This window comes from Pseudomonas sp. P7548 (assembly GCF_013386585.1).
Classification (GTDB): Bacteria; Pseudomonadota; Gammaproteobacteria; order Pseudomonadales; family Pseudomonadaceae; genus Aquipseudomonas.
This window is the reverse complement of record NZ_JACARO010000011.1, coordinates 24,341-49,057: the sequence shown is the minus strand read 5'-3', so window position 1 is coordinate 49,057 and position 24,717 is coordinate 24,341. Positions and strand designations below refer to the sequence as shown.

Genomic DNA, 24,717 nt, shown 5'->3' with positions numbered 1-24,717 from the left:
ATTTAACCGTGAGCATCCTTTGGAATGCGGTCGAATGTGGGAGCTGGCTTGCCTGCGAAGACGGTGTCACAGGCGACGGTTATTTAAAGACCACATCCTGCTCCAGCACCAACCGCTGCTCTCCCGCATCCAGGCGCACCAAAGCGCCCATCGGCAAGGTCAGGTTCGGATCGCAATGCCCACTGCGCCAGCCGGCCAGCACTGGAATGCGCAGCGGTCCGAAGGTCTGCTTGAGCAGTCGCTCCAGCACGGCATTGTCCACCCCTGCCACATCCCCCACCAGCACACCCGCCACCTGATCCAGCTTGCCCGCCAACCGCAAGTGGGTGAGCAGCCGGTCGATCCGGTAGATCGGCTCGTTGACGTCCTCAATCAGCAGGATGATGCCTTCTGCATCAATCTCAAAGGCAGTGCCCATCACTGCCGCGATCATCGACAGGTTGCCCCCCAGCAAGCGCCCACAGGCGATGCCAGGCTCGACAGTGGTCAACGGGTAGGCCACCGGATGTGCAAGCACACTGCCAGCGCCCAATTGGCCGCGCAGCATGCTGAACAGTGACGACTCGGTAGGTTGCTGCTTGTCGCCCAGCAGGTCGGCGTTGAGCATCGGCCCATGAAAGGTCACGAAGCCGGCGTAGCGGCTGATAGCCAGGTGCAACGCGGTGATGTCGCTGTAGCCTACGAATGGCTTGGGGTTGGCGCGCAGCAGGTCGAAATCCAGGCGATCGAGCAGGCGTGGCGTGCCGTAGCCGCCACGCAGGCAGAAGATCGCGTCGATATCGGGATCGGCGAAGGCGTCGTGCAGGTCACGCAGGCGAACGTCATCGCTGCCGGCGAGGTAGCCGTCGCGTTCATACACGCCAGGAAAAATTCGCAGATCGTAGCCACGGGAACGCATCCAGTGACCGGCTTTTTCGACGTCCAGCGCGGCAGGACCGGCGGGGGCGATCAGGGCGATGGTGCCTTCAGAGCGAAGGGCGGGTACGGCAACTGTTGATTTACTGGTCATCCATGGTCTCCCACTTAAACGCAGAACCCAATGTGGGAGCGGGCTTGCTCGCGAAAGCGGAGTATCAGTCGATTAATCAGGTGACTGAAACACCGTATTCGCGAGCAAGCCCGCTCCCACACAAGCCCGCATCCACATTCAATTGCGGAGCGGCTTACGAAACCAGGCTCGCCTTGACCAGCTTGGCCTGCTCGTCAGCGTGGTACGAGGAGCGCACCAGCGGGCCCGAGGCCACGTTCTTGAAGCCCATCTTGTAACCTTCTTCGGCGAACCAGGCGAAGGTGTCCGGGTGCACGAAACGCTGCACCGGCAAGTGGCTGCGGGACGGTTGCAGGTACTGGCCCAGGGTCAGCATGTCGATGTCGTGTTCGCGCATGCGCTTCATGACTTCGATCACTTCCTCGTCGGTCTCGCCCAGGCCCAGCATCAAGCCGGACTTGGTTGGAACGTGAGGCATCATCTGCTTGAATTTCTGCAGCAGGGTCAGCGACCACTGGTAGTCCGAACCTGGGCGCGCAGCCTTGTACAGGCGTGGCACGGTTTCCAGGTTGTGGTTGAACACATCCGGCGGCTCGGCGGCGGTGATTTCCAGCGCCACGTCCATGCGGCCACGGTAGTCCGGCACCAGGGTTTCGAGCATCACGTTCGGCGACAGCTTGCGGATCTCGCGGATGCAGTCGGCAAAGTGCTGGGCACCGCCGTCACGCAGGTCGTCGCGGTCTACCGAAGTGATCACCACGTACTTGAGGCGCAGGTCGGCGATGGCGATGGCCAGGCTTTCCGGCTCGTTGACGTCCAGTGGCTTCGGACGGCCGTGGCCGACGTCGCAGAACGGGCAACGACGGGTGCAGATGTCACCCATGATCATGAAGGTGGCGGTGCCGCCAGAGAAGCACTCGCCCAGGTTCGGGCAGGACGCTTCTTCGCACACGCTGTGCAGCTTGTGCTTGCGCAGCAGGGCCTTGATACGGTCGACTTCCGGCGAAACCGGGATGCGCACGCGGATCCAGTCGGGTTTCTTCGGCAGTTCGGTGGTCGGAATGATCTTCACCGGGATGCGTGCAACCTTCTCGGCGCCGCGCAGCTTGACGCCGGCTTCCACCTTGGCACGCGGGGCCGGGGCCGGACGGTCTGTAACGTCCACCGTCGGGATCATGGTTTGCACTGCATCAGTAGTCATAATCAGTCGATTCCGCCCGTAAGGGTCGTCTGCTCAGCATAGTCGAGGTGTTTGACGAGCTGCGCACGCAGCCGGGCACTAACCTCGGCAAATTTAATCGGTGTGGCGTGCTCGCTCAGTTGGGTCATGGCCAGTCCGGCATAGCCGCACGGGTTGATCCGTCGGAACGGCGCCAGGTCCATGTCCACGTTCAGGGCCAGGCCGTGAAAGGAACAGCCGTGGCGGATGCGCAACCCCAGGGAGGCGATTTTCGCGCCGTCCACATACACACCCGGGGCATCGGGCTTGGCCGCAGCGGTCACGCCGTAGCTGTCCAGCAGCTCGATCAGGCAGGCCTCCATGCGGGTGACCAGGTCACGCACGCCAAACCCCAGCTTGCGCACATCCAGCAGCAGGTACGCCACCAGTTGGCCGGGCCCATGGTAAGTCACTTGGCCACCTCGGTCGACCTGCACCACCGGAATATCTCCCGGCAGCAGCAGGTGTTCGGCCTTGCCGGCCTGGCCCTGGGTGAACACCGGCGGGTGTTCCACCAGCCAGATCTCATCGGGGGCCGAGGTGCCGCGCTCGTTCGTGAACCGTTGCATGGCGTGCCAGACGGGCTCGTAGTCCATCCGGCCGAGCTCGCGAAAGCCCAGGACGTGAGACATCACAACACCATGTGCACGAAGCCGGTGGCCCGCAGTTCGCTGTTGATGTTGTAGAGCTGGTCCTGATCCGTCGCAACGATGTGCAACTGGATCGTGGTGTATTTGCCGGTGGAGCTTTGACGCTCGTCCACGCGGTTGTCGTTGATCGTTGCGTATTTGCGGACGATCTCGAGAATCTTGTCCTTGCGGCCCACGCCGGTATCGCTGATCACCTTGACGGGATAGTCCGTCACTGGGAATTCGATCTTTGGCGCCTTTACTTCTACTTCTTTATCGGTCATGGCGTAACGGCCTCGTAAGCGTAAGCCGTGGCGACGGGCAAAGCCCCGTGTCGGATCAACACGGGGCTTTGCAGGTGCACACTATCAGTTGAACAAGCTGTAGAAGAATAGACGGATGCTATCCCACACGCGGCGGAAGATGCCACCTTCGTCGACAGCGTCCAGGGCGATCAGGTCGGCGCTGTGCACCACTTTGTCGTCCAGTTTGACTTCGACCTTGCCGATCACGTCGCCCTTGGCGATTGGCGCAACCAGTTGCGGGTTCATGGTCATGCTGGCAGCGAGCTTTTTCAGCTGGCCTTTAGGCATGGTCAGGGTCAGGTCTTCAGCCAGGCCGGCCTTGACTTGATGCGTCGCGCCCTTCCAGACCGGCGCCTGCGCCAGTTCAGTGCCCTTCTGGTAGAAGGTCTGGGTTTCGAAGAAACGGAAACCGTAGGTCAGCAGTTTTTGCGTCTCGGCCGCACGGGCCTGCTCGCTGTTGGTGCCGAAGACCACGGCAATCAGGCGCTGGCCATCACGTACGGCGGACGACACCATGCAGTAGCCGGCTTCTTCGGTGTGACCGGTTTTCAGACCGTCGACGGTCTTGTCACGCCACAGCAACAGGTTGCGGTTAGGCTGCTTGATGTTGTTCCAGAAGAACTCCTTCTGGGAGTAGATGGCGTAGTGCACCGGGTCGACACGGATGATCGCGCGGGCCAGGATCGCCATGTCGTGAGCCGACGAGTAGTGCTCTGGGTTCGGCAGGCCGGTCGGGTTCATGAAGTGGCTGTTGGTCATGCCCAGGTCGGCCACGGTTTTGTTCATCATGTCGGCGAACGCGTCTTCGCTGCCGGCGATGTGCTCGGACAGGGCCACGCTGGCGTCGTTACCCGACTGGATGATGATGCCATGCAGCAGGTCGCTCACCGTCACCTGCGAACCCACCTTGATGAACATCCGCGAACCGCCGGTGCGCCAGGCGTTTTCGCTGACGGTGACCGGGTCGTTCTCGCCGATCTGGCCGCGACGGATTTCCAGGGTCGCGATGTAGGCCGTCATCAGTTTGGTCAGGCTGGCAGGGGGCAGGCGCTGGTCACCGTTGTTCTCGACCAGCACGTTGCCGCTGGCGGCATCCATGAGGACCCAGGCCTTGGCGGCCAGTTGCGGGGAAGCCGGCACCATTTCAACCGCCCAGGCGGCCGGGGTGATGATCAGCGAAAGAAGCAGGCACGTGCGTTTGGCTAAGGTGGTGATGTTCATCCGTCTCTCGAAATTGCTTATGGAAACTTGCCCTCGCGGGCAAAACTATTCAGACAGCCCGCTTCCAGACTGTCACGTGTTCGGTTGCCCGCTCACCCCTTGCCCCCGGGTTTTTATTGTTCAACGAGCCAACAACCAAGGTCCGGGCCCGCATGCGCGCCCAAGCCATCAAGCCTTCTACTGCTTATTCTGCGGTGACCACGCTGGGCTGCCCCAGGTTGGCCAGGCGCACGCTGTTCTGTACTTGCGCAACCTCGCTTGGCGAACCGATTGGCCCCATGCGCACGCGGTGCAAGGTCTGCTGGTTACGCACGATGGAACTGATGAACACCGGCGCATTGACCATGCCGCTGAGCTTGGACCTTAACAGCTCTGCCGCGTCCGGGTTGGCGAAAGCGCCGACCTGCAGGTATTGCCCACCGGCCATGGAGGCGCCCGGCGCTGCCTGGGGCACGACCACCGTATCCGGCGCGTGCTGCGCTGGCGGCGGGGTCCACTGTTCGATCTTGCCCGCCGACGCCGTCACTTGCGGCTGCGGGGTTTGCGGCTCATTGAGCATCAACGGCGCCGGCTTGCCACGCTGGGCCCAGTACTGCGCCGGGTCGATACCTTCGACCTTCACCCGCGCCGTGCCGGTTTCGGCGTAACCGAGTTTCTTCGCGGCCGCGTAGGACAAGTCGATGATGCGGTCCGAATAGAACGGTCCACGGTCGTTGACTCGCAGGATCACCGTGCGGTTGTTGTCCAGGTTGGTCACGCGCACATAGCTGGGCAGTGGCAGGGTCTTGTGGGCCGCGCTCATGCCGTACAGGTCATACACTTCGCCGTTGGCGGTGTTCTGGCCATGGAACTTGGTACCGTACCAGGACGCCGTGCCCGACTGGACATAGGTCTTGGAGTCTTGCAGCGGGAAATAGGTCTTGCCCAGCACGGTGTACGGGTTGGCCTTGTAGGCGCCGGTGTGCAGGGTTGGCGTGGCGTCCGGGATCTTCGAGACATCCACGTCCCACCACGGCGCGCCGTCTTTGTGCGCGCGGTTGATGTCCAGGCCCGGCTGGGAACGGATGGCCGTACCGCCGGACTTCTGCGCAGGACCACGGCTGGTGGAGCAACTGACGACCAGCAGGGACAACGCGGCGAACGCCACCAGCTTGAGCGGTTGTTTGATCGGCGATACCCGCATTACTTGTTGCCCCGTGCTTGGACCAGCATGTCTGACAGCTGATGCACGGCCATGGCGTACATCACACTGCGGTTATAACGCGTGATTGCGTAAAAATTCTTCAAGCCCATCCAGTATTCCGGGCCGTTTTCGCCTTCAAGGCGGAATGCCGTCACCGGCATGTCATCGGGTGGCGCATTCTGACTCGACCAGCCCAGCGCCCGCAACTCCCCGACTGTCTTGGCCGGCTCGATGCCCTGGGTCAGGCCTTCATCGGCACGCTCCCCGGAAACATCGGCACGGATCACCACCGGTTCGCCGGCCACCCAGCCATGGCGCTTGAAGTAGCTGGCCACACTGCCGATGGCGTCGTCGGGGTTGCTCCAGATATTGATGTGGCCATCACCGTCAAAGTCCACGGCATAGGCACGGAAGCTGCTCGGCATGAATTGCGGCAAGCCCATCGCCCCGGCGTAGGAGCCCTTGAGGGTCAGCGGATCGACCTGCTCTTCGCGGGCCAGCAGCAGGAATTCGCGCAGTTCCTTGCGGAAGAATTCGGCACGCGGCGGGTAATCGAAGCCCAGGGTCGACAAGGCGTCGATCACCCGGTAGCTGCCGGTGTTGCGCCCGTAGAAGGTTTCGATGCCGATGATGGCCACGATCACCTGGGCCGGCACGCCGTATTCCTGCTCGGCGCGGGCCAGCACGGCTTCGTGCTGGCGCCAGAAGTCCACACCCCGCGCCACACGGGCGTCGGTGAGGAACATCGGGCGGTATTCCTTCCACTGTTTAACCCGCTCGGCGGGGCGCGAGATGGCGTCGAGAATCGCCTGCTTCTTCTGGGCTTCGCGGAACACGCCCATCAGCTGTTCACCGGCGAAACCGTAGTCGCGGGTCATTTCACCGACAAATTCGGCGACCTGAGGTGAGCCATCGTAGTCACCGGCCAGCGCCTCTTGCGTCGCGCCCAGCAGCCCGATCAGGCCCATCAGGGACGCATGCCGAGTCGCCCAGCCGCGCATTACTTGCATTGACATCTTCACCTTATTCAAACCTGTGCGATCCATTTGCGATGCGTATGAATCGACATCAAAACCCCAAACGCTGACAGCAATGTCACCAGCGAAGTTCCGCCGTAGCTAATGAATGGCAACGGCACCCCAACCACCGGCAACAGGCCACTGACCATACCGATGTTGACGAAAACATAAACAAAAAAGGTCATGGTCAGGCTGCCCGCCAGCAACTTGCCGAACAGCGTCTGCGCCTGGGCGGTAATCACCAGCCCGCGACCGATCAGCAGCAAATAAATCAACAGCAACGCGCAAATGCCTACCAGGCCGAACTCTTCGCCCATCACCGCAATGATGAAGTCGGTGTGGCTTTCCGGCAGGAAGTCCAGGTGCGACTGGGTACCCAGCAGCCAGCCTTTACCGAATACGCCGCCGGAACCGATCGCCGCCTTCGACTGGATGATGTTCCAGCCGGTGCCCAGCGGGTCGCTCTCCGGGTCGAGGAATGTGAGGATTCGCTGCTTCTGGTAGTCGTGCATAAAGAAGAACCACATCGCCACGGCCACTGGCACGGCGGCGGCCAGCACGCTGAGGATCCAGCGCCAGCGCAAACCGCCCATGAACAGCACGAAGGCGCCGCCCGCGAGGATCAGCAAAGAAGTCCCAAGGTCCGGCTGGCGCACAATCAGAATGAACGGCACGCCGATCAGGATCAGGCTGATGCCCACGTGCTTGAGCTGTGGCGGCAAGGTGCGCTTGGACAGGTACCAGGCGATAGTCGCCGGCATTAAAATCTTCATGAATTCCGACGGCTGGAAGCGAATCACCCCCGGGATGTTGATCCAGCGGGTCGCGCCCATGGCGTTGTGGCCCATCACGTCCACCACCACCAGCAACAACACGCCGGCCACATACCCCAGCGGCACCCAGCGCGCCATGAAACGCGGCTCCAGCTGGGCGATCACCACCATCGACAACAGGCCCAGGCCGAACGACGACGCTTGCTTGATCAGCAGGTCCCAGTTTTTGCCGCTGGCCGAATACAGCACGAACAGGCTGCCGGCCGCCAGGGTCAGCAGCAGGATCAGCAACGGGCCATCAATGTGCATGCGTTGCAGCAACGTCGCACGGCGACGCATCACGTCCTCGCTGGAGAGGATGCGGTCAAAATTACTCTTCACGGGCCGTAACCTCGGTGCTTGAAGGGGGGCCGCCATATTCGGGCTTGAGCCTGCCATCGTCGGCCAACAGCCAGGCGTCCATCACTTGGCGCACCACGGGCGCTGCGACGCCGGAGCCGGACTCGCCGTTCTCGACCATCACCGCCACCACGATCTTCGGGTCGTCGGCCGGCGCGAAGCCGACAAACAAGGCGTGGTCACGGTGGCGCTCCTGAACCTTGGAGCGGTCATATTTCTCGCCTTGCTTGATCGCGACCACCTGGGCGGTACCACTCTTGCCGGCAATGCGGTATTGCGCACCGACGGCCGCCTTGCGCGCGGTACCCCGGGCGCCGTGCATCACCTGCTGCATGCCGTGGTTGACCTTGGTCCAGTCGGACGGGTCGCGCAGCACGATATCGGCAATCGGGTTTTCATCCACCGGCTTCTCGCCTTCGATGGTCTTGGCCAGGTGTGGGCGGTTCCAGATGCCTTTGTTCGCCACCAGCGCCGTCGCCTGGGCCAGCTGCAACGGCGTGGCCTGCATGTAGCCCTGGCCGATCCCGAGGATCAAGGTTTCACCCGGGAACCACGCCTGGCGGCGGGTCGCGCGTTTCCACTCCCGCGATGGCATCAAGCCAGGGGACTCTTCGAACATGTCCAGAGAGACTTTCTGGCCGAGGCCGAACTTGCCCATATAGGCAGACAGGCGATCGATCCCGAGCTTATGGGCCAGATCGTAAAAATAGGTGTCGTTGGAGCGCATGATCGCGGTGTCCAGGTCGACAAAGCCATCACCGGTGCGGTTCCAGTTACGGTACTTGTGGTCGTAGTTGGGCAGCATGTAGTAGCCCGGGTCGAACACCCGGCTGGAGGCCGTGACCACGCCCGCATCGAGGCCGGCAATCGCCACCGCAGGCTTGATCGTCGAGCCGGGCGGGTACAGGCCGCGCAGCACGCGGTTGAACAGCGGCCGGTCGATGGAATCACGCAGCTCGGCGTACGCCTTGAAGCTGATGCCGGTCACGAACAGGTTGGGGTCGAAACTCGGTTGGCTGACCATGGCCAGCACTTCGCCCGTGGTCGGGTCCAGCGCCACCACCGCACCCCGCCGACCACCCAGGGCCATTTCCGCTGCTTCCTGCAGCTTGATGTCCAGGCTCAGCACGATGTCCTTGCCCGGCACCGGGTCGGTGCGCTTGAGCACCCGCAGCACGCGGCCACGGGCGTTGGTCTCGACTTCTTCGTAACCCACCTGGCCGTGCAGCTCGGGCTCGTAGAAGCGCTCGATGCCGGTCTTGCCGATATGGTGGGTGCCGCTGTAGTTGACCGGGTCGAGGGTCTTCAGCTCTTTCTCGTTGATCCGTCCCATGTAGCCGACGGAGTGGGCAAAGTGCGGCCCTTGCGGGTAATGCCGCACCAACTGCGCCACCACCTCAACACCGGGCAGACGGAACTGGTTCACCGCGATCCGGGCGATCTGCTCTTCGGTCAGCTCAAACAGGATCGGCACCGGCTCGAACGGCCGGCGCCCCTGCTTCATGCGCTTTTCGAAGATCACCCGGTCTTCCGGCGTCAGTTGCAGCACTTCGACGATCACATCGAGGATCTGCTGCCAGTCGCCGGAACGCTCGCGGGTCATGCTCAGGCTGAAGCTGGGTCGGTTGTCCGCGACCACCACGCCATTACGGTCGAAGATCAGCCCACGCGTCGGCGGAATCGGCTGCACGTGCACCCGATTGTTCTCCGACAGCGTGGAGTGATAGTCGTACTGGATCACCTGCAGGAAATACAGGCGCGCAATCAGCACGCCCAACAAGGCCACCACCAGGATTGCGCCAAACACCACGCGCGCGCGTACAAGACGTGCGTCTTTCTCGTGGTCCTTGATGCGGATCGGCTGGGTCATCGGGAGGGGCGCAGATTATTTGTGATAAGGGTGCCCGGACAGGACTGTCCAGGCGCGATACAGCTGTTCACCGATCAGGATGCGTACCAGCGGGTGCGGCAGCGTGAGCGCCGACAGCGACCAGCGCTGGTCCGCCCGCGCACAGACTTCCGGCGCCAGCCCTTCGGGGCCGCCGACCATGAAGTTCACCGTGCGCGAGTCCAGGCGCCAGCGGTCCAGTTCCACCGCCAACTGCTCGGTGCTCCAGGGTTTGCCGTGCACTTCAAGGGTGACGATGCGCTCGTTGGGGCCGACCTTGGCCAACATGGCTTCGCCTTCCTGACGGATAAAGCGCGCCACATCGGCATTCTTGCCCCGGGTATTGAGCGGTATCTCTACCAGTTCAAGAGACAGCTCAGCGGGCAGACGCTTGGCATACTCGTGCCAGCCTTCTTCCACCCACTTGGGCATGCGTGAACCGACAGCTATCAGACGCAGGCGCACAGCCGTTCCTTATTCCTGGTCTTTGTTCAGCTTGTCGAAGTGCGCGTGGCCCACTTCCGGGCTGTGGTGCTTGCCATCGGCGGCACGGCTCTGCTCGGCGCCTTTCCACAGACGCTCCAGGTCGTAGAACTGGCGAGCGTTGGAAGTCATCATGTGAACGATCACGTCGTCCATGTCCAGCAGCACCCAGTCGCTGTCGCCCTTGCCTTCTTCACCCAGCGGCTTGACGCCTTGGGCTTTGACGGCTTCGCGAACCTTGTCCAGCATCGCGCCGATCTGACGGTTCGAGGTACCGGTGGCGATGATCATGTAGTCGGTGATGCTTTGCTTGTCACGTACGTCCAGCACCTGGATGTCCTGGGCTTTCACGTCTTCCAGGGCGGCCACGGCCACTTTTACCAGCTCTTCGCCTGCCAGCTCAGGGCCGGTGTGGGCTTCTACTGGCAACGGAGCGCTTTTGAACGTGCCTTTGCGCTTAACTTTGCTTACGTCTTTGTTCGTCATATAAAACTCGTTTTGCTCGTATGTTCGGGCGCTCGCTGTACGACTGTGCGTACGCTCAAGCGCGCCTTTTCAGTTCGACGCACGGTAAAGCCCGTGCGCATCGATGTAGGCCAGGACCGCGTCAGGCACCAGGAAACGTACCGACTTACCGCTGGCCAGCAGTTGACGGATCTGGGTGGCGGACACCGCAAGCGGGGTCTGCCAGACGAATGCAATATTCCCGTTCGGCCCGGTCAGGGCCAAGGGGTCACTTACCGACCGCGCGGCCAGCAGGTTGCGCAAGGCATCCGGCGGTTCGCTATCGGCATCCGGGCGTTGCAAAACCAGGATGTGGCAATGCTGGAGGAGTTCCTCCCAGCGATGCCAAGAGGGCAGGCCGCAAAATGCGTCCCAGCCCAAAAGCAGAAACAACTGGTCATCCGCGGCCATTTCAGCGCGCATCACTTCCAGGGTATCGACAGTGTAGGACGGTTTATCACGCTTGAGTTCGTGGTCGTCCACCACCAACGGCGCAATGCCGTCCACTGCCAGGCGCACCATTTCCAGGCGCTGTTGCGGTGACACCTGCGGGGTATCGCGGTGCGGCGGCCGAGCGTTGGGCATCACCCGCAACTCATCCAGCGCGAGGGCATCCGCAACTTCCAGGGCACTGCGCAAATGGCCAATGTGCACGGGGTCGAAAGTACCGCCGAGCAGCCCGATGCGTTTACCCATCAAGTGCGCACATGACCGTCGCCGAACACCACGTACTTCTCGCTGGTCAGGCCTTCCAGGCCGACCGGGCCGCGGGCGTGCAGCTTGTCGGTGGAGATACCGATCTCCGCCCCCAGGCCGTACTCGAAGCCGTCGGCAAAGCGCGTCGAGGCGTTGATCATCACCGAGGCGGAATCCACTTCGTTGAGGAAACGCCGGGCATCGCTGAAATGCTCGGAAACAATGGCGTCGGTGTGCTTGGAGCCGTAGGTGTTGATGTGTTCGATGGCCTCGTCCAGGTCGTCGACAATCTTGATCGACAGGATCGGCGCCGTGTATTCGGTGTACCAGTCCAGCTCGGTGGCTTCGATCACGTCCGCGCCCAGCAGCGCACGGGTGCGTGAACAACCGCGCAGCTCCACGCCCTTGTCACGGTAGATAGCCGCCAGTGGGGGCAACACGCGCTCGGCAATGCCCACGTGCACCAGCAGGGTTTCCATGGTGTTGCACGGGGCGTAGCGGTGAGTCTTGGCGTTGTCGGCGATGCGGATGGCCTTGTCGATATCGGCCGCGATGTCGATATACACGTGGCACACGCCGTCCAGGTGTTTGATCACCGGCACCTTGGCATCACGGCTGACGCGCTCGATCAGGCTCTTGCCACCGCGCGGCACGATCACGTCGACGAATTCCGGCATGGTGATCAGTGCGCCAACGGCGGCACGGTCAGTGGTCTCGACCACTTGCACCACTTCGGCCGGCAATTCGGCCACGGCCAGGCCCTGCTGGATACAGGCGGCAATGGCACGGTTGGAATTAATGGCTTCGGAGCCGCCACGCAGGATGGTGGCGTTGCCGGACTTGAGGCACAGGCTCGCGGCGTCGATGGTCACGTTCGGGCGCGACTCATAGATGATGCCGATCACGCCCAGGGGCACGCGCATCTTGCCCACTTGGATGCCGGACGGCAGGTAGCGCATATCGCGGATTTCACCGATGGGGTCAGGCAGCTTGGCCACCTGACGCAGGCCTTCGATCATGTCGTCGATACGGGCCGGAGTCAGCGCCAGGCGGTCCAGCAGGGCTGGCTCAAGGCCATTGGCGCGGCCGTTGGCCAGGTCTTGCTCGTTGGCGGCGGAGAGCTCGGAGCGCGAAGCATCCAGAGCGTCGGCGGCCGCCAGCAGGGCGCGGTTCTTCTGCGCGGTGCTCGCACGGGCGATCAACCGCGAGGCCTGACGGGCAGCGCGACCCAGGCGGGTCATGTAGTCAAGAACGGACTCAGTCATGGTCAGGGAGTCTTGGCAGGGAGGAAAGCGGCAGATTATAGCTGTGACGCCGCTCGACTGACAGCGGTGAGGGGCGGATGGTCGAAATGAACTGTAAAAACCTGGGCTTCAGCGGTAATTAAGGTGGGAGTTGTTATGATTCCGTCACATTTAGCCGTATTAACCCCTGACTGCCATGTCCAGTTTTGCCCCCCAAGTGCCCGCCAGCGCCCTGCCCGACAGCTTCTTCGACCGCGACGCGCAATTGCTCGCCCGGGATCTGCTCGGAAAAATCGTCCGCCATCGCGTAGGCGATCTCTGGCTTTCGGCGCGAATTATTGAAACCGAAGCGTATTACCTGGCCGAAAAAGGCAGCCACGCCTCGCTCGGCTACACAGAAAAGCGTAAGGCTTTGTTTCTGGATGGCGGCCATATCTACATGTATTACGCCCGTGGCGGCGATTCGCTGAACTTCAGCGCCCAGGGCCCGGGCAACGCCGTGCTGATCAAGTCGGCGTATCCGTGGGTCGATGAAACGTCCGGCCCGGCCAGTTTGGCGCAGATGCTGCTGAACAACCCCGGTGCCAACGGCAGCCCGCGCCCATCACAAAAGCTGTGTGCCGGCCAAACCCTGCTGTGTAAGGCGCTGGGTTTGAAAGTGCCGATGTGGGACGCCAAGCGCTTCGACCAGGAATTGTTCTACGTGGAAGACGTGGGCCAGACCCCGAGCCAGATCATCCAGACCACCCGCCTGGGCATTCCGAGCGGGCGCGATGAACAGCTGATGTACCGCTTTGTCGATGCGGGCTACGCGCCTTACTGCACCCGGAACCCGCTGCGCCGGGGCCAGGTCGAAGGCCGCGACTATTTTCTAATTTGAATTGAAACGACTGCGTTTGCTGGAAATCGATATCCGCAACACAGCAGATCCCATGTGGGAGCGGGCTTGCTCGCGAATGCGGTGTATCAGTGAAGGAACCGGTGCTTGGCACACCGCATTCGCGAGCAAGCCCGCTCCCACAGTTGATTTACGCCGTATCAGATTTTGTATTGCAGACATGGAGACGTTTTATGGGCCAATGGCTCGATAGCATTACCGGCTGGCTGACCCTGAACCCCGAATGGCTGGCGGTGGCGGTCTTCATCGTCGCCTGTGTGGAATGCCTGGCCATCGCAGGGCTAATCGTGCCAGGCACGGTATTGCTGTTCGCCATTGCCGCCCTCGCCGGCAGCGGTGCGCTGTCCTTGAGCGAAACCCTGCTGCTGGGTTTTCTCGGCGGGCTGCTGGGTGATGCGGTGTCCTACTACCTGGGGCGACATTTCCATCAGAACATCCGGCGCCTGCCCGGCCTTCGTCACCACCCTGAATGGATGAACAGCGCCGAAACCTACTTCCACAAATACGGCATTGCCAGCCTGCTGGTCGGGCGCTTCATCGGCCCGCTACGGCCAATGCTGCCCATGGTGGCCGGCATGTGCGACATGCCCTTACCGCGCTTCGTGGCGGTGAGCATCGTCGCAGCGGCGGGCTGGTCGGTAGCCTATCTGCTGCCCGGCTGGGCGACCGGCGCCGCGTTCCGCCTGCCGTTGCCCGAGGGTTTCTGGCCGGAGGCTGGCGTCGTTGCGGCCTGTATCGCGGTAGTCGTGGGGTTGAGCCTGAACAGTAGCCTGCGCGGCCATCGTCGCGCCACCTTGTGGATTGGCTGCGCCAGCCTGACGATGTTGATCGCCCTGTTTATCGGCTACCCCCATCTCAATGACTTCGACCAGGGCCTCAGTGCCTTGGTGCAAGAACACCGCAGCCCCTGGCTGGACGAGGTGATGGTGCGCATCACCCAACTGGGTGAATTCAAGAAGATGTTCGTGGCCAGCGCCGTGTTCACCGGCCTGCTGCTACTGGCGCGGCAATGGCGGCATGCGCTGTTTGTCGGCGCGACCCTCGCCGGCGCGGCGGTGATCAACACGGGGACCAAGCTGTTTTTCGCCCGTGGCCGCCCGGAAATCCTCACCGACCCGCTGACCAGTTTCAGCATGCCCAGCGGTCACGCCTCCGGCGCGTTCGCGTTTTTCCTGGCACTGGCCGTACTGGCCGGTCGCGGGCAACCCATCCGGCTGCGCCTGACCTGGATGCTGCTGGGCTGTATTCCGGCGGCCTTCATCGCGCTGTCGCGGGTGTACCTCGGCGCCCACTGGCCCACGGACATCCTGGCCGGCACGCTGTTGGCGATGACGGTGTGCGCGTTCAGCCTGGGGGTGAGCCAGTATCGAAGCCCGCTGCCGGCCCTGTCGCAAAAAGCCTGGTGGCTGCTGTTGCCGGCGCTGGTCGCGGTGCTGGGGTTCATCGCGTTCACCGGCACGCCCCACGCCCTGCTACGGTATGCCTATTGAGTGAACAACTCGCCCTGCAACTCATCGAGCAGCATCTGGATCGCATCCAGGCGCTGCTGTGGGTCGTCGAGTTGCAGCAGGTCGATCTTGTCGGCCTCGGTGAAGGGCAATAAGTAGGCAAGCTGATTGCCCAAGGCTTGCTGCCCATCGGCATGGGCGTCCATGTCCAGCGAGGCCACCATCGGGTGCTCAGCCAGGGCCTGGAGCAACGCCAGCAGGTCGGCGTCCTCTTCTTCCAATGGCTGGTCCGGCAGCTCTTCGAGCCATTGCACCTCGGCCAGCAACAATTGGTCCTTCTGCACACCGGCGTCGCGTACACGAAAACGCCGCCCGCCTTCGACACGAATGCCCAGCAGGCCGTTGTCCTGTTGCTTGAAGTCGCGGATCAGCGCTTCGCAGCCGATCAACGCGTAGCCGTCCGGGGCCATGCCCACTTCGCTGCCGTCAAGGATGCACACCACGCCGAAGCTTTCGCCCTTTTTCATGCAGCGCGCGACCATGTCCAGGTAGCGCGCTTCGAACAGTTGCAGGTCGAGGGTGCAACCCGGGAACAGCACAGTGTTGAGCGGGAACAGCGCCAGACTCATAAAGGTTTCCTTCAAACCCGGATTAAACGATCACCGACACGGCCAGCGGCAAGAATACCGCCGTGGCCACGCCCATCAGACTCATCGCCAGCGCCGCAAAGGCGCCGCACTCTTCACTCTCTTGCAGGGCCACCGAGGTGCCGACCGCGTGAGCCGTCATGCCCAGCGCCATGCCGCGCGCCTCAGGGCTGTGAACACCCAGGCGCGACAGGTAGGCCGGGCCGATCATCGCACCGATCACGCCGGTGATCAGCACAAACACGGCCGCCAGCGCTGCCACGCCGCCGATCTGCTCGGCCACCAGCATGGCAATTGGCGAGGTCACCGACTTGGGCGCCATGGTCATCAACATCATGTGTTCGGCACCGAACCACCAGCCCAACAGCACACACAACCCGGTGGCCAATACCCCGCCTACCACCAGCGTAGTAAAAATCGGCCAGAACAATTGACGAATGCGCCGCAGGTTCAAGTAAAGCGGCACGGCCAGGGCCACGGTCGCGGGGCCCAGCAGGATGCCCATGATCTCAGTGCTCTTGCGGTACTCGGCGTATGTAAGGCCACAGCTGACCAACACACCGATCACCAGCAGCATGGACACCAGCACCGGCTGCAGGAAAATCCAGCGGGTTTTCTCGAACGCCGCCAGCACCAGTTGATAAGCGCCCAGGGTGATGCCAATGCCGAACAAGGGGTGATGAATCACGGCGGTCCACGCGCCCTGCCAGTCGAAGATCATTGATCCTTCTCCTTGCGCTTGACCATCTGCTGCATCAGCACGCCGACAAAGCCCATGGCGATCACCAGCGACAGCACCAGCGCACCGACGATGGCCCAGAAGTCCGCCGCGATGTCCTTGGCGTACACCATCACCCCGACCGCAGGGGGCACCAGCAGCAGCGGCAGATAGCGCAGCAGGCTGCTGGCCGCCAGGCTCAAAGGCTCACCGACTTCGCCCTTCCAGATCAGAAAGCCCAGCATCAGCAGCAGCCCGATAATCGGCCCCGGCAAGATGGGCAACAGCAAATGGTTGATCGCCGTGCCGATCAATTGAAACAGCACCAGCCAGGTCAGGCCACGTAGCAGCATCCGTTCTTCCCCCTCGAAACGTCCCCGCATTATAAGCACGCCCGCCCTATGCTCAGGCATTCGCCAAAAGCATGGTGGGTTGACCGGGCGGGGTGCCCATGATGATCTAAGATGGATTTCGCACACCTATAAAAACCGATGAACCAAGGAGAGTCGCAATGCCCTATGTACCTGTAGCGCAGCTCAAAGATTATGTCGGCAAGGAACTGGGACGTTCCGAATGGCTCACCATCGACCAGGCCCGTATCAACCTGTTTGCAGAAGCCACCGGCGATCATCAGTTCATCCACGTCGACCCGATCAAGGCCGCGCAAACGCCGTTTGGCAGCACCATCGCCCACGGCTTCCTGTCGCTGTCGCTGATGCCCAAGCTGATGGAAGACATCCTCATCATGCCTGAAGGCCTGAAGATGGCGGTCAACTACGGCCTGGACAGCGTGCGTTTCATCCAGCCGGTAAAGGTCAATTCCAAGGTTCGCCTGAACGTCACGCTCACGGACGTCACCGAGAAAAAGCCTGGCCAATGGCTGTTCAAGGCCACCGCTACCCTGGAAATCGAAGGCCAGGAAAAACCGGCTTACATTGCGGAGTCGTTGTCACTCTGCTTCGTGTAACGCCCAGCCCCCTGTAGGAGCTGGCTTGCCAGCGAAAAACGCAGCGACGCTGCATCGCCGGCAAGCCGGCTCCTACAGGCGCGTGGCGGGGCAAAATCCTCGCCACAATGTATGTAAATTTATGTATGAATCTCGCAGCTGCGGCATACTCGGCGCTCAATTATCCGGATCCCGCTATGCGCCCACTCGCTCCTCTTGCCCTTGCCCTGTTGCTCACCGCTTGCGGAGACGGCGAATCGCTGTTGCCGCCCGATGCGCGCCTGCCCGACGGCGGCCGCTACCGGGGCGATGTGGTCAACGGCTTGCTGCAGGGCCAGGGCCGGGTGGACTACCCCAACGGCAGCTGGTACGCCGGCCAGTTCGACAAGGGCCAATGGCACGGCCAGGGCGAATGGCATGGCAGCAACGGCGAAGTCTATAAAGGCCAATTCCAGCAAGGCCTGTTCGACGGCCAGGGCAGCCTGAGCACTTCGGGCAGCAGCTATGTGGGCGGCTTCAAGAACGGTCGACGCAATGGCGAAGGCACCCTCAAAGAAGGGGCGATGACCTATCGCGGCGAGTTCAAGGACGACCAGTATTCCGGCCTCGGCCGCCTGGAACTGGCCGATGGCAGCCAGTACCAGGGCCAGTTCGCCCACGGCAAGCCCAATGGCGAAGGCCAGCGCAACGACGACAGCGGCAACCAGTTCAGCGGTCACTTCGTCGATGGCCAGCTTGAAGGCAACGGCACGTTCAACAGCGCCGATGGCGATATCTATGTCGGCCAGTTCAAACAGAACCAGCTCAACGGCAAGGGCCGCTATGAGAACGCCGACGGCGACGTGTGGATCGGTCAGTTCAAGGAAGGCGCCCTCAGCGGCAAAGGCGAGCTGATCGGTATCGACGGCAGCCACTATGTGGGCCAATTCAGCGATTGGCGCTTCACCGGCGAAGGCCGCCTGAACCTCACCGATGGCAGCTTCTATATCGGCGGTTTCGATAGCGACAGCTACCAAGGCAAGGGCACGCTGGTGCTCACCGATGGCACGGTGCAAGCGGGCACCTGGGTCAACGGCATGCGCGTGCGCGATGCCGACGGTAAGCTGCTGCCCGACCCACTGGAAACCGGAATACTGGCTCAAGGCCGCCTGCTGGAAGCCGCCCTCGCCGCCGTGCCCCCCTCCACCCCTGCTGTGGAACTGTACACCCTGGTGCTGGCCGGTGATGGCAAGCAAAGCGTGTTCCTGCGCGAAGCCGATTACGTCAGCAACATGCTCGCCAGCCGTTTTGGTGCCCGTGGGCAGATCCGCCTGGTCAACCACCGCGACCATATCGCCGACCGCCCCCTCGCTACCCGCGAAAGCCTGCGCCGCGCCGTGCAAACCCTGGCCGAACGTACCGGGCCGGAAGACCTGGTGTTCATCTACATGACCAGCCACGGCACCCACGAACACGAACTGGTGCTGGACCAGCCGCGCATGGAGTTGGCCGACCTGCCCGCCGATGAGCTGGCTGCCGTGCTCGCGCCGTTGAAGAACCGCGACAAGATCATCGTGATTTCCGCCTGCTACTCCGGCGGTTTCATCCCGGCGCTCAAAGACGAACGCACCCTGATCATGACCGCCTCCCGCGCCGACCGCGTGTCCTTCGGCTGCTCCGAAGAGGCCGACTTCACCTACTTTGGCGACGCCCTCTTCGCCCAAGCCTTCAACCAGACCGACGACTTGCAGCAAGCCTTCAAGCTGGCGCAGCAGCACGTGGCCGAACGCGAACAGGCGGACAACTTCGAAGCCTCCGAGCCGCAGATCTGGGCCCCCAAGGGCGTGATCGCCCACTGGCAACTTTTACGCAAACAGCAGGCACGAAAGGCGCTCGAAAGCGTCTCAATGAATAGCAAGGAAGCCAAAGGCAACTAAGCTGAACTGTGTAACAAGGGGGAAACACCATGTACCTGACACCTCAGCATATCCTGCTCGCTGGCGCCTCCGGCTTGACCGGCGAACACCTGCTCGACCGCCTGCTCAACGAACCTACGGTATCTCGCGTACTGGCACCTAGCCGCAAGCCACTGGCCGAACACCCGCACCTGGAAAACCCGGTGGGCGACCCGGCGGTGTTCCTGCCGCAACTGAGCGGTCGCGTAGACATCGCCTTCTGCTGCCTGGGCACCACCATCAAACAAGCAGGCTCCGAAGCAGCGTTTCGCGCCGTTGACCTGGACATGGTCGTGGCCTTTGCCAAGCGCGCGCGAGAAATGGGTGCACGGCACCTGATCGTGATCAGCGCGATTGGCGCCGATCCCAAGTCATCGATTTTCTACAACCGGGTCAAAGGCGAGATGGAGCAGGCGTTGAAGGCGCAAGACTGGCCGCAACTGACCATCGTTCGCCCTTCGCTGTTGCTTGGGGAACGTTTGGAGCCACGCCTGGCCGAGCAACTGGCCGGGCCGTTGTCCAAGCTGATCCCCGGTAAATACCGTGGCATCGAAGTGTGTGAACTGGCCCGGGCCATGTGGCGCCTGGCGCTGGAAGAGCAGGATGGGGTGCGGGTGGTGGAGTCGGATGAGTTGCGCAAGCTGGGCAAATGATTGTGCACCGGTTGGAATGGCCTCATCGCAGGCTTGCCCGCGATGAGACACACACAATGAAGCCAACTGTCAGCACCGACAGTGGCAGCAACACTCCCGGATAGCTTGGCGCCCTGTCAACATGCCGATTCTTGACGCAGCAGCCGCCATTCATGGCCTTGAAATCCAGACGCGTGCGGCTGATACCGCCGAGGCCTTTTTGCACAGTTACGCTATAAGCAGGCGTGAGAATTTAAGCATTAGCGTCCAACTTAGCTCCCACGCTACGGAACAACGTAGTGATCACAGCAAGCCTGGAGCTAATTGCCTTCGCACGACTTTCAATGTCATCTCTCGGCGCCCCAGTAGACGCGAGCGTGAAGGGAATACCCAAATTTTTGGCTTCGCCCCCCATATCCCGCTCTATGATATCCATCATGTCTTCGAGGGTATCCATGCGCTCATCGTTGCTTTTCAATGCCCAATCCAAGCCCGGAGCAACCTTTGCATTTCTTTTCAGATCATTCAACGCGTTTGCGGCCGTAAATACATCTTTCTGGCTCTGCTCGACAATCTGATTATCTTTGACGTCTTGCTTGGTAAGGCCCGAGCTAGCGCTAGGGTCTACATACGGTTTGAGAACTGCGTTGACAGTGCCTGCAATAATCAAACCGAGGGCGGAAAATGGTAGAGCAATTGCCGCGGTCCGAAGTAAGCTGGAATTTCTTACCGGCGCTGCCTTGTCAACTTTAGCCTTGGCGGAGGATGAAAGTGATATCGCCTCATCCGATAGTTTTTCTGAAGAGAACGGCTCAACGTCTTTACCGTCTACGCGACCCGGCGTCGGCTGGCCAAACAACCTGTCTCGCGCTTCCGCGTCTTTTTGGGCCTGCCACTTTTTTTGTTGCGCCTCTTGGTACTTCTTTAAACCATCAGAGCCAGAAGCGTCGGTATTAGTGGAGTCGCCAGGCTGCCTAGTGCCCGTCGTATGTCCAGCCCCATTGGCGCCGTTCACTTGAGAATCCACATACTTTTGGTCAAATGACTCAGCACTTTTTTGTGAGCCATAACCGCTCGACGAGCTAGAACTTTGGCCACCTCTTGTATGGGGAGCACTCACATCTTTGGGCACCGAAGAAGGACTGTTTCTATTCCAGGCGCCACTAAAAAACTCCCCAATCCTGGAGAAAGCCATCGACCGAGAGGTTGCATGTAAAAACATCATAATGAATTACCTAATGATTAGTTAGCATTAGAAAGTCATCCCTTACCCTCAACTGTTTTGTGTAAAAAAACACTCAACGAGTTCCACCCCCCACCATTTTATTCAATGTTGCGACATCCAGACAGTTTGCCGCCAAATCAGCAACCAACCAGAAATTACCTAAAGCGCACACACCAGAACGCGCACAAACTTTCCAACCTCAATAAGGTTAACTGTAGATGGCACACATACATTCGCCTACAAAAGAAATTCAAGCACCGGCCAGTCTTAGCCTGGTCTCAGATCCATTTCCTGCCTCATGCTGCCCCTCCCCCATTGAACTCAGTGCGCCAAACTGTAATAACTGGGGACCAAACGGTGTGTTTGTGATACTGCTATATGCATACCACCCCCCCTTGTGGAAAATAGCCACCACAGGCTCCGCTACCCCTCCCGTATCAACGCGACCGACCCCTTTGACAATGTCACCATCTTTATAAGTCTTCGTCACATCATATTTCTTATAATTCCCTCTCAGCCGGGGCAATACTTCATCTGCGTGCTGATAAATTTTCTTCCCATCCTTAATGACAGTCCTTATCCCACGCTTGATATTTTTTGGAAGATTAATGGCATCGGTAATGCCGACAGAGGCGCCAACCCCCGCAAAAAAGGAACGGGCAAGAGCAGTACCTATTGACTTACCCCCCTTTAACGCTTTATTCGCTGCACCTACCCCAGGAAGAAGGAAGCCTAAAATATCAAACCCGATATTAAAAATTGCGCCTGCAACATTACCGTTGATAGCATCTTTAATACCGTCATAAAAAGGAATGAGCGAAAGCAAAAACTCATTTATCTCTTTAATCTCCCTTCGGGTTTTTTCAATTTCTGTAACGCCGGCAGCGCCTGCTTGAAAAGCATCATAATTTTTTGTGAAAAAATCACCTACCACGTTAGCCAGCGAACCAGTTCTGCCAGAAAAATAAGAGCCTTGTGCCTTACCGTCCAGACTCACTGGATCACGCTTTTTATTGGTTTCACCGTACTGCGTGTAGATATTCTGTGTGTTCCACACACGAGGTTTGGCGCCAGGACCAAAATAAGCGCTATCGTCGTAGTTCAGCTGTTCTGCCGGCACAGCTTTTTCCTTGACCATTTTCCCTAGCGCGGGGAAATAACTGTAATAGTCTGTCTTCCCATCGCGCCCTTCCACTTTCATCAGTAAGCCATGTTGCCCTTTTAAAGCGTCTAGCTCCTGCGCAGTCGGAGTACGTGGTACGGGCCAGGAATGCGCAGAGTGGCCATGTTCGTTGAACTGAAGCTTTGTACCCAAAAAGGGGCGAGACACTTCGAAGAAACTTACATCTGAATTTCCTATGCGTTCCCGCTCTGCTGGTGGCAACAAAGAAAGTTGGTATTTAAACTGAATAGCCCAAGCATTTTTATGATTTTTCTTGTACTGGCTAAATTCATCATCAAATTTTTTATTGATATCTTTAATAAGCTGCGGAAAGCGGGACTTCATCTGATCCCAGGGTAGTTTCTTTTCATCGCGCGAGACCCATACGCTCGGATCAAATGGATCAGTCATGTAAACATCAAGCGGCGACACAATATACCGGCTATCCAAAACGCCCCGTAGCGTATTCTCCGTAGGATCCTCTATTCCCGGAAAAACGCGCTTGAACTCTGCCAATGCCAATTCTTTCCGACTCGGCGGATCTTTCTGCAACTCAGCACGCGCCCACTCCAATTCCTTTTTCTGTTTTTTTAACACCGTGAGTGAGTGTTCGAGATCTTCGTCCTTATACTCCCCGTTAGGAGTGCTTACGATCACACCATTCGCGAGGCCCCACTGAATATATGGATTGACCGACGCTATATTTACTCGGGCTTCGCCCTCGTGAACATTAAGCTGCGCCTCAGCGTACTCTATCACTTGACTAAAGGTCATATTCGCGGATGCGCCGGGCGCGTCCTGTTCTACGAGTGCAACCGCAATAGAGAAGTCCGTCCACGTATGAGACCCATAAACAAGATTGGGCGGTATGTTTTTCGACAGGAACTCAGGTGCGGCAGCCGACAATAATAAACGAGCAGCAATAGGTGCCGCTTCAACACCCACTTTCGCTTCAAGATGGGCTACGAAGCGCTTCACAATTTCGGCAGCAGTGGCCCCCGCATTGTCTTTGCTGTAGAGGTTATAGCCCGCCAGATTATAGGGTGACTTTCCTAAACCGGGATCAAGCTCTTGCACGAGCGCTGCGTTCAATATTTCGATTACACCGGTCGGAGACTCAGCTGTATTGAGTTTACTTTGTAAGGCCTTACCCAGCTTCAAAGCCTCTGGCGAGCGAATCAGCTGATCCCATGCTAACGCAGGGTTGTCCGCAATCGCCTTGCGCGTAGACTCGGCAAGCGAGCCGATCAGACGGTGTAACAGACTGTCAGCCCCAACCCCGGCCTGAGGATTAGAAGCCTCACTGGCTGTTTGCGCCTTCCATTTGTTTACCTCCGCCTTCATCTTGCGTAACTGAGTGTTACCCAACGCCTTAACGATATTCCTGACCCCTCCAGCGTCCGCCCCTGGCACCCGAGGGAGAAGATCAAAGGATAATGAACGAGCCAGATACTGTGCTTCCTGACTATTGGCAGGCACGTTATATCCACGCGACTCAAGCATCTTCGCAACACTTATCTCCCGGCACTGTTCGGTGAAAAATAGGCTTGAGCGCCTGTCAAGGGGCAGCATGACGGTGTTCAGATCAATCTTCCCTTCGGCATCGTTTGCCTGGGATCTCAGCGCTGCAAGAAGTGCATGATGATTGGCGTCATCCCCCAGCGCCTTACGCTGCTCCTCTAACGCCGCTACGGATCGCTGCACGCCGTAACCCGAAGGAGGAAATTCAGGTATTTCGCCTTTTTGCAGTTTTTTGCGGTGATCGGCGGCCTGTGCTGGCGAAAGGTCGATGGGCACTCCGTAAAATCGCCCCACCACGTACAACGGCACCTTGCCCTCCGGCCAAGGGTAACTAAAGGCCTGCCCAGGCCGTGGTGCGATCACCCTGGCAATTGAAAGCAAGACTCGGGAAACATCCGGCCAGCCTGAATCGTCACTGAGGGAAAACGTTTTTGTCTTACCCTTTACAATGCCGGTCAACTCCCCGAGCAAGGGGTCCAGCTTCATACTCTTGGTATCAAGCCCTTGCTCCTTCGCCCACGTTAAAAATTCGCGGCTGTTGAACGCGTTGTCCAGTTCGGTGCACCAACGCCCCAATGTAGTATCCGCAGGAACAGAAAGATCAGGCGGTGCAATGGAAGTGTGATAGGACCGCGCCGCTAATGCCATCGCGAAAGGTTTCGATAACTTAGCGTCAGCAGCTGCGCGACTCTCAGGAGAGTCAGACATTTGCGTACTGCGGCGGCTCGCAGCGGCTTCACTATCGTTGTTCGGCTGGGAGCCTGAATACGTTTCGACGAGTGCGTTACCTGACCCAGCAGGCTCTACCTGAGAAGTAGGAATAGTTGTCATATTTGCCTCGCACATGAACAAAAATTAAATATTTCATGCACTGAGTGACACGAGCGACCGATCCCCCCCACAACAGCCACTGTTTATAATGTTACGAAGTAAATCGATTGATACTTCGGGCTAGAGCCAGTTACGACTGCCGTTCGCACTCCCACTTATACGGTATGAACACGATCTGATGTGGATACGGGGTTGGCTACAATG

23 protein-coding genes are annotated in these 24,717 nt (G+C 59.9%); 5 read left to right on the top strand and 18 right to left on the bottom strand.

The window, feature by feature from the left end:
* Window positions 1–79 precede the first annotated feature (79 nt).
* The 13 genes from HX803_RS05020 to HX803_RS04960 all read right to left on the bottom strand — a co-directional run bounded on the left by HX803_RS05020 (window position 80) and on the right by HX803_RS04960 (window position 12,572).
* Window positions 80–1,009 carry an LD-carboxypeptidase gene (locus HX803_RS05020; RefSeq protein ID WP_178919394.1) on the bottom strand — a complete coding sequence of 310 codons (930 nt, stop codon included), beginning with the start codon at window positions 1,007–1,009 and terminating at the stop codon, window positions 80–82.
* Between the two features lie 154 nt (window positions 1,010–1,163).
* On the bottom strand, window positions 1,164–2,165 hold the full coding sequence (lipA, locus tag HX803_RS05015; RefSeq protein WP_176998559.1) for a lipoyl synthase: 1,002 nt from the start codon (window positions 2,163–2,165) through the stop codon (window positions 1,164–1,166).
* A gap of 26 nt (window positions 2,166–2,191) precedes the next feature.
* A complete protein-coding gene (gene lipB, locus HX803_RS05010; protein WP_178919392.1) occupies window positions 2,192–2,839 on the bottom strand; it encodes a lipoyl(octanoyl) transferase LipB in 648 nt (215 codons plus the stop codon).
* On the bottom strand, window positions 2,839–3,120 hold the full coding sequence (locus HX803_RS05005; RefSeq protein ID WP_025858241.1) for a DUF493 domain-containing protein: 282 nt from the start codon (window positions 3,118–3,120) through the stop codon (window positions 2,839–2,841). The genes lipB and HX803_RS05005 overlap by 1 nt, the downstream gene beginning before the upstream one ends.
* Window positions 3,121–3,204: 84 nt before the next feature.
* Window positions 3,205–4,362: a D-alanyl-D-alanine carboxypeptidase family protein gene (locus tag HX803_RS05000; RefSeq protein ID WP_176998530.1), complete on the bottom strand. Its 1,158-nt coding sequence runs from the start codon at window positions 4,360–4,362 to the stop codon at window positions 3,205–3,207.
* 184 nt (window positions 4,363–4,546) lie between these two features.
* Window positions 4,547–5,545 (bottom strand): septal ring lytic transglycosylase RlpA family protein, encoded by a 999-nt coding sequence (locus HX803_RS04995; protein ID WP_176998531.1) that lies wholly within the window; start codon window positions 5,543–5,545, stop codon window positions 4,547–4,549.
* Window positions 5,545–6,555, bottom strand: a complete 1,011-nt coding sequence (gene mltB / locus HX803_RS04990; protein WP_178919390.1) for a lytic murein transglycosylase B — start codon at window positions 6,553–6,555, stop codon at window positions 5,545–5,547. The genes HX803_RS04995 and mltB overlap by 1 nt, the downstream gene beginning before the upstream one ends.
* A 17-nt stretch (window positions 6,556–6,572) precedes the next feature.
* Window positions 6,573–7,676 (bottom strand): rod shape-determining protein RodA, encoded by a 1,104-nt coding sequence (gene rodA / locus HX803_RS04985; protein WP_050442794.1) that lies wholly within the window; start codon window positions 7,674–7,676, stop codon window positions 6,573–6,575.
* A 31-nt stretch (window positions 7,677–7,707) separates the two neighbouring features.
* A complete protein-coding gene (mrdA, locus tag HX803_RS04980) occupies window positions 7,708–9,606 on the bottom strand; it encodes a penicillin-binding protein 2 (protein ID WP_178919389.1) in 1,899 nt (632 codons plus the stop codon).
* A 15-nt stretch (window positions 9,607–9,621) separates the two neighbouring features.
* On the bottom strand, window positions 9,622–10,089 hold the full coding sequence (rlmH, locus tag HX803_RS04975) for a 23S rRNA (pseudouridine(1915)-N(3))-methyltransferase RlmH (protein WP_003176297.1): 468 nt from the start codon (window positions 10,087–10,089) through the stop codon (window positions 9,622–9,624).
* A gap of 9 nt (window positions 10,090–10,098) precedes the next feature.
* A complete protein-coding gene (gene rsfS, locus HX803_RS04970) occupies window positions 10,099–10,593 on the bottom strand; it encodes a ribosome silencing factor (RefSeq protein WP_010206793.1) in 495 nt (164 codons plus the stop codon).
* A gap of 69 nt (window positions 10,594–10,662) precedes the next feature.
* Window positions 10,663–11,307: a nicotinate-nucleotide adenylyltransferase gene (nadD, locus tag HX803_RS04965; protein ID WP_176998534.1), complete on the bottom strand. Its 645-nt coding sequence runs from the start codon at window positions 11,305–11,307 to the stop codon at window positions 10,663–10,665.
* Window positions 11,307–12,572, bottom strand: a complete 1,266-nt coding sequence (locus HX803_RS04960; protein WP_178919387.1) for a glutamate-5-semialdehyde dehydrogenase — start codon at window positions 12,570–12,572, stop codon at window positions 11,307–11,309. Before HX803_RS04960 ends, nadD begins: the two co-directional genes overlap by 1 nt.
* Window positions 12,573–12,747: 175 nt before the next feature.
* On the opposite strand from HX803_RS04960, the gene HX803_RS04955 reads away from it, so the two are divergent.
* Entirely contained in the window at window positions 12,748–13,431 is a 684-nt protein-coding gene (locus HX803_RS04955) for a DNA-3-methyladenine glycosylase (protein ID WP_178919386.1), read from the top strand.
* Window positions 13,432–13,622: 191 nt separating this feature from the next.
* Window positions 13,623–14,939 carry a bifunctional DedA family/phosphatase PAP2 family protein gene (locus tag HX803_RS04950; protein ID WP_178919385.1) on the top strand — a complete coding sequence of 439 codons (1,317 nt, stop codon included), beginning with the start codon at window positions 13,623–13,625 and terminating at the stop codon, window positions 14,937–14,939.
* Here HX803_RS04950 and HX803_RS04945 read toward each other — a convergent pair.
* From HX803_RS04945 to HX803_RS04935, 3 genes are read right to left on the bottom strand one after another with little or no spacing between them, the layout of a single operon-like run.
* Complete coding sequence (locus HX803_RS04945) at window positions 14,933–15,526, bottom strand: LON peptidase substrate-binding domain-containing protein (protein WP_178919384.1); 594 nt, start codon at window positions 15,524–15,526, stop codon at window positions 14,933–14,935. The two genes, HX803_RS04950 and HX803_RS04945, sit on opposite strands and share 7 nt — an antisense overlap.
* 22 nt (window positions 15,527–15,548) lie before the next feature.
* Window positions 15,549–16,265, bottom strand: a complete 717-nt coding sequence (locus HX803_RS04940) for an LrgB family protein (protein ID WP_176998539.1) — start codon at window positions 16,263–16,265, stop codon at window positions 15,549–15,551.
* Window positions 16,262–16,615, bottom strand: coding sequence for a CidA/LrgA family protein (locus HX803_RS04935; protein ID WP_178919383.1), 354 nt, complete (start codon window positions 16,613–16,615; stop codon window positions 16,262–16,264). The genes HX803_RS04940 and HX803_RS04935 overlap by 4 nt, the downstream gene beginning before the upstream one ends.
* 158 nt (window positions 16,616–16,773) lie before the next feature.
* Between HX803_RS04935 and HX803_RS04930 the strand changes: the two genes are divergently transcribed.
* The 3 genes from HX803_RS04930 (at window position 16,774) to HX803_RS04920 (ending at window position 19,795) form a co-directional block, all read left to right on the top strand.
* Window positions 16,774–17,229 (top strand): MaoC family dehydratase, encoded by a 456-nt coding sequence (locus HX803_RS04930; RefSeq protein WP_014720094.1) that lies wholly within the window; start codon window positions 16,774–16,776, stop codon window positions 17,227–17,229.
* Window positions 17,230–17,405: 176 nt separating this feature from the next.
* Entirely contained in the window at window positions 17,406–19,124 is a 1,719-nt protein-coding gene (locus HX803_RS04925) for a C13 family peptidase (RefSeq protein WP_178919382.1), read from the top strand.
* 29 nt (window positions 19,125–19,153) lie between these two features.
* Window positions 19,154–19,795, top strand: a complete 642-nt coding sequence (locus tag HX803_RS04920; protein WP_178919381.1) for an oxidoreductase — start codon at window positions 19,154–19,156, stop codon at window positions 19,793–19,795.
* Between the two features lie 232 nt (window positions 19,796–20,027).
* Here HX803_RS04920 and HX803_RS04915 read toward each other — a convergent pair whose 3' ends face one another.
* Together HX803_RS04915 and HX803_RS04910 are read right to left on the bottom strand one after the other, a co-directional pair.
* Window positions 20,028–20,789: a hypothetical protein gene (locus tag HX803_RS04915; RefSeq protein WP_178919380.1), complete on the bottom strand. Its 762-nt coding sequence runs from the start codon at window positions 20,787–20,789 to the stop codon at window positions 20,028–20,030.
* Between the two features lie 460 nt (window positions 20,790–21,249).
* A complete protein-coding gene (locus HX803_RS04910; protein WP_178919378.1) occupies window positions 21,250–24,513 on the bottom strand; it encodes a hypothetical protein in 3,264 nt (1,087 codons plus the stop codon).
* Window positions 24,514–24,717 lie beyond the last annotated feature (204 nt).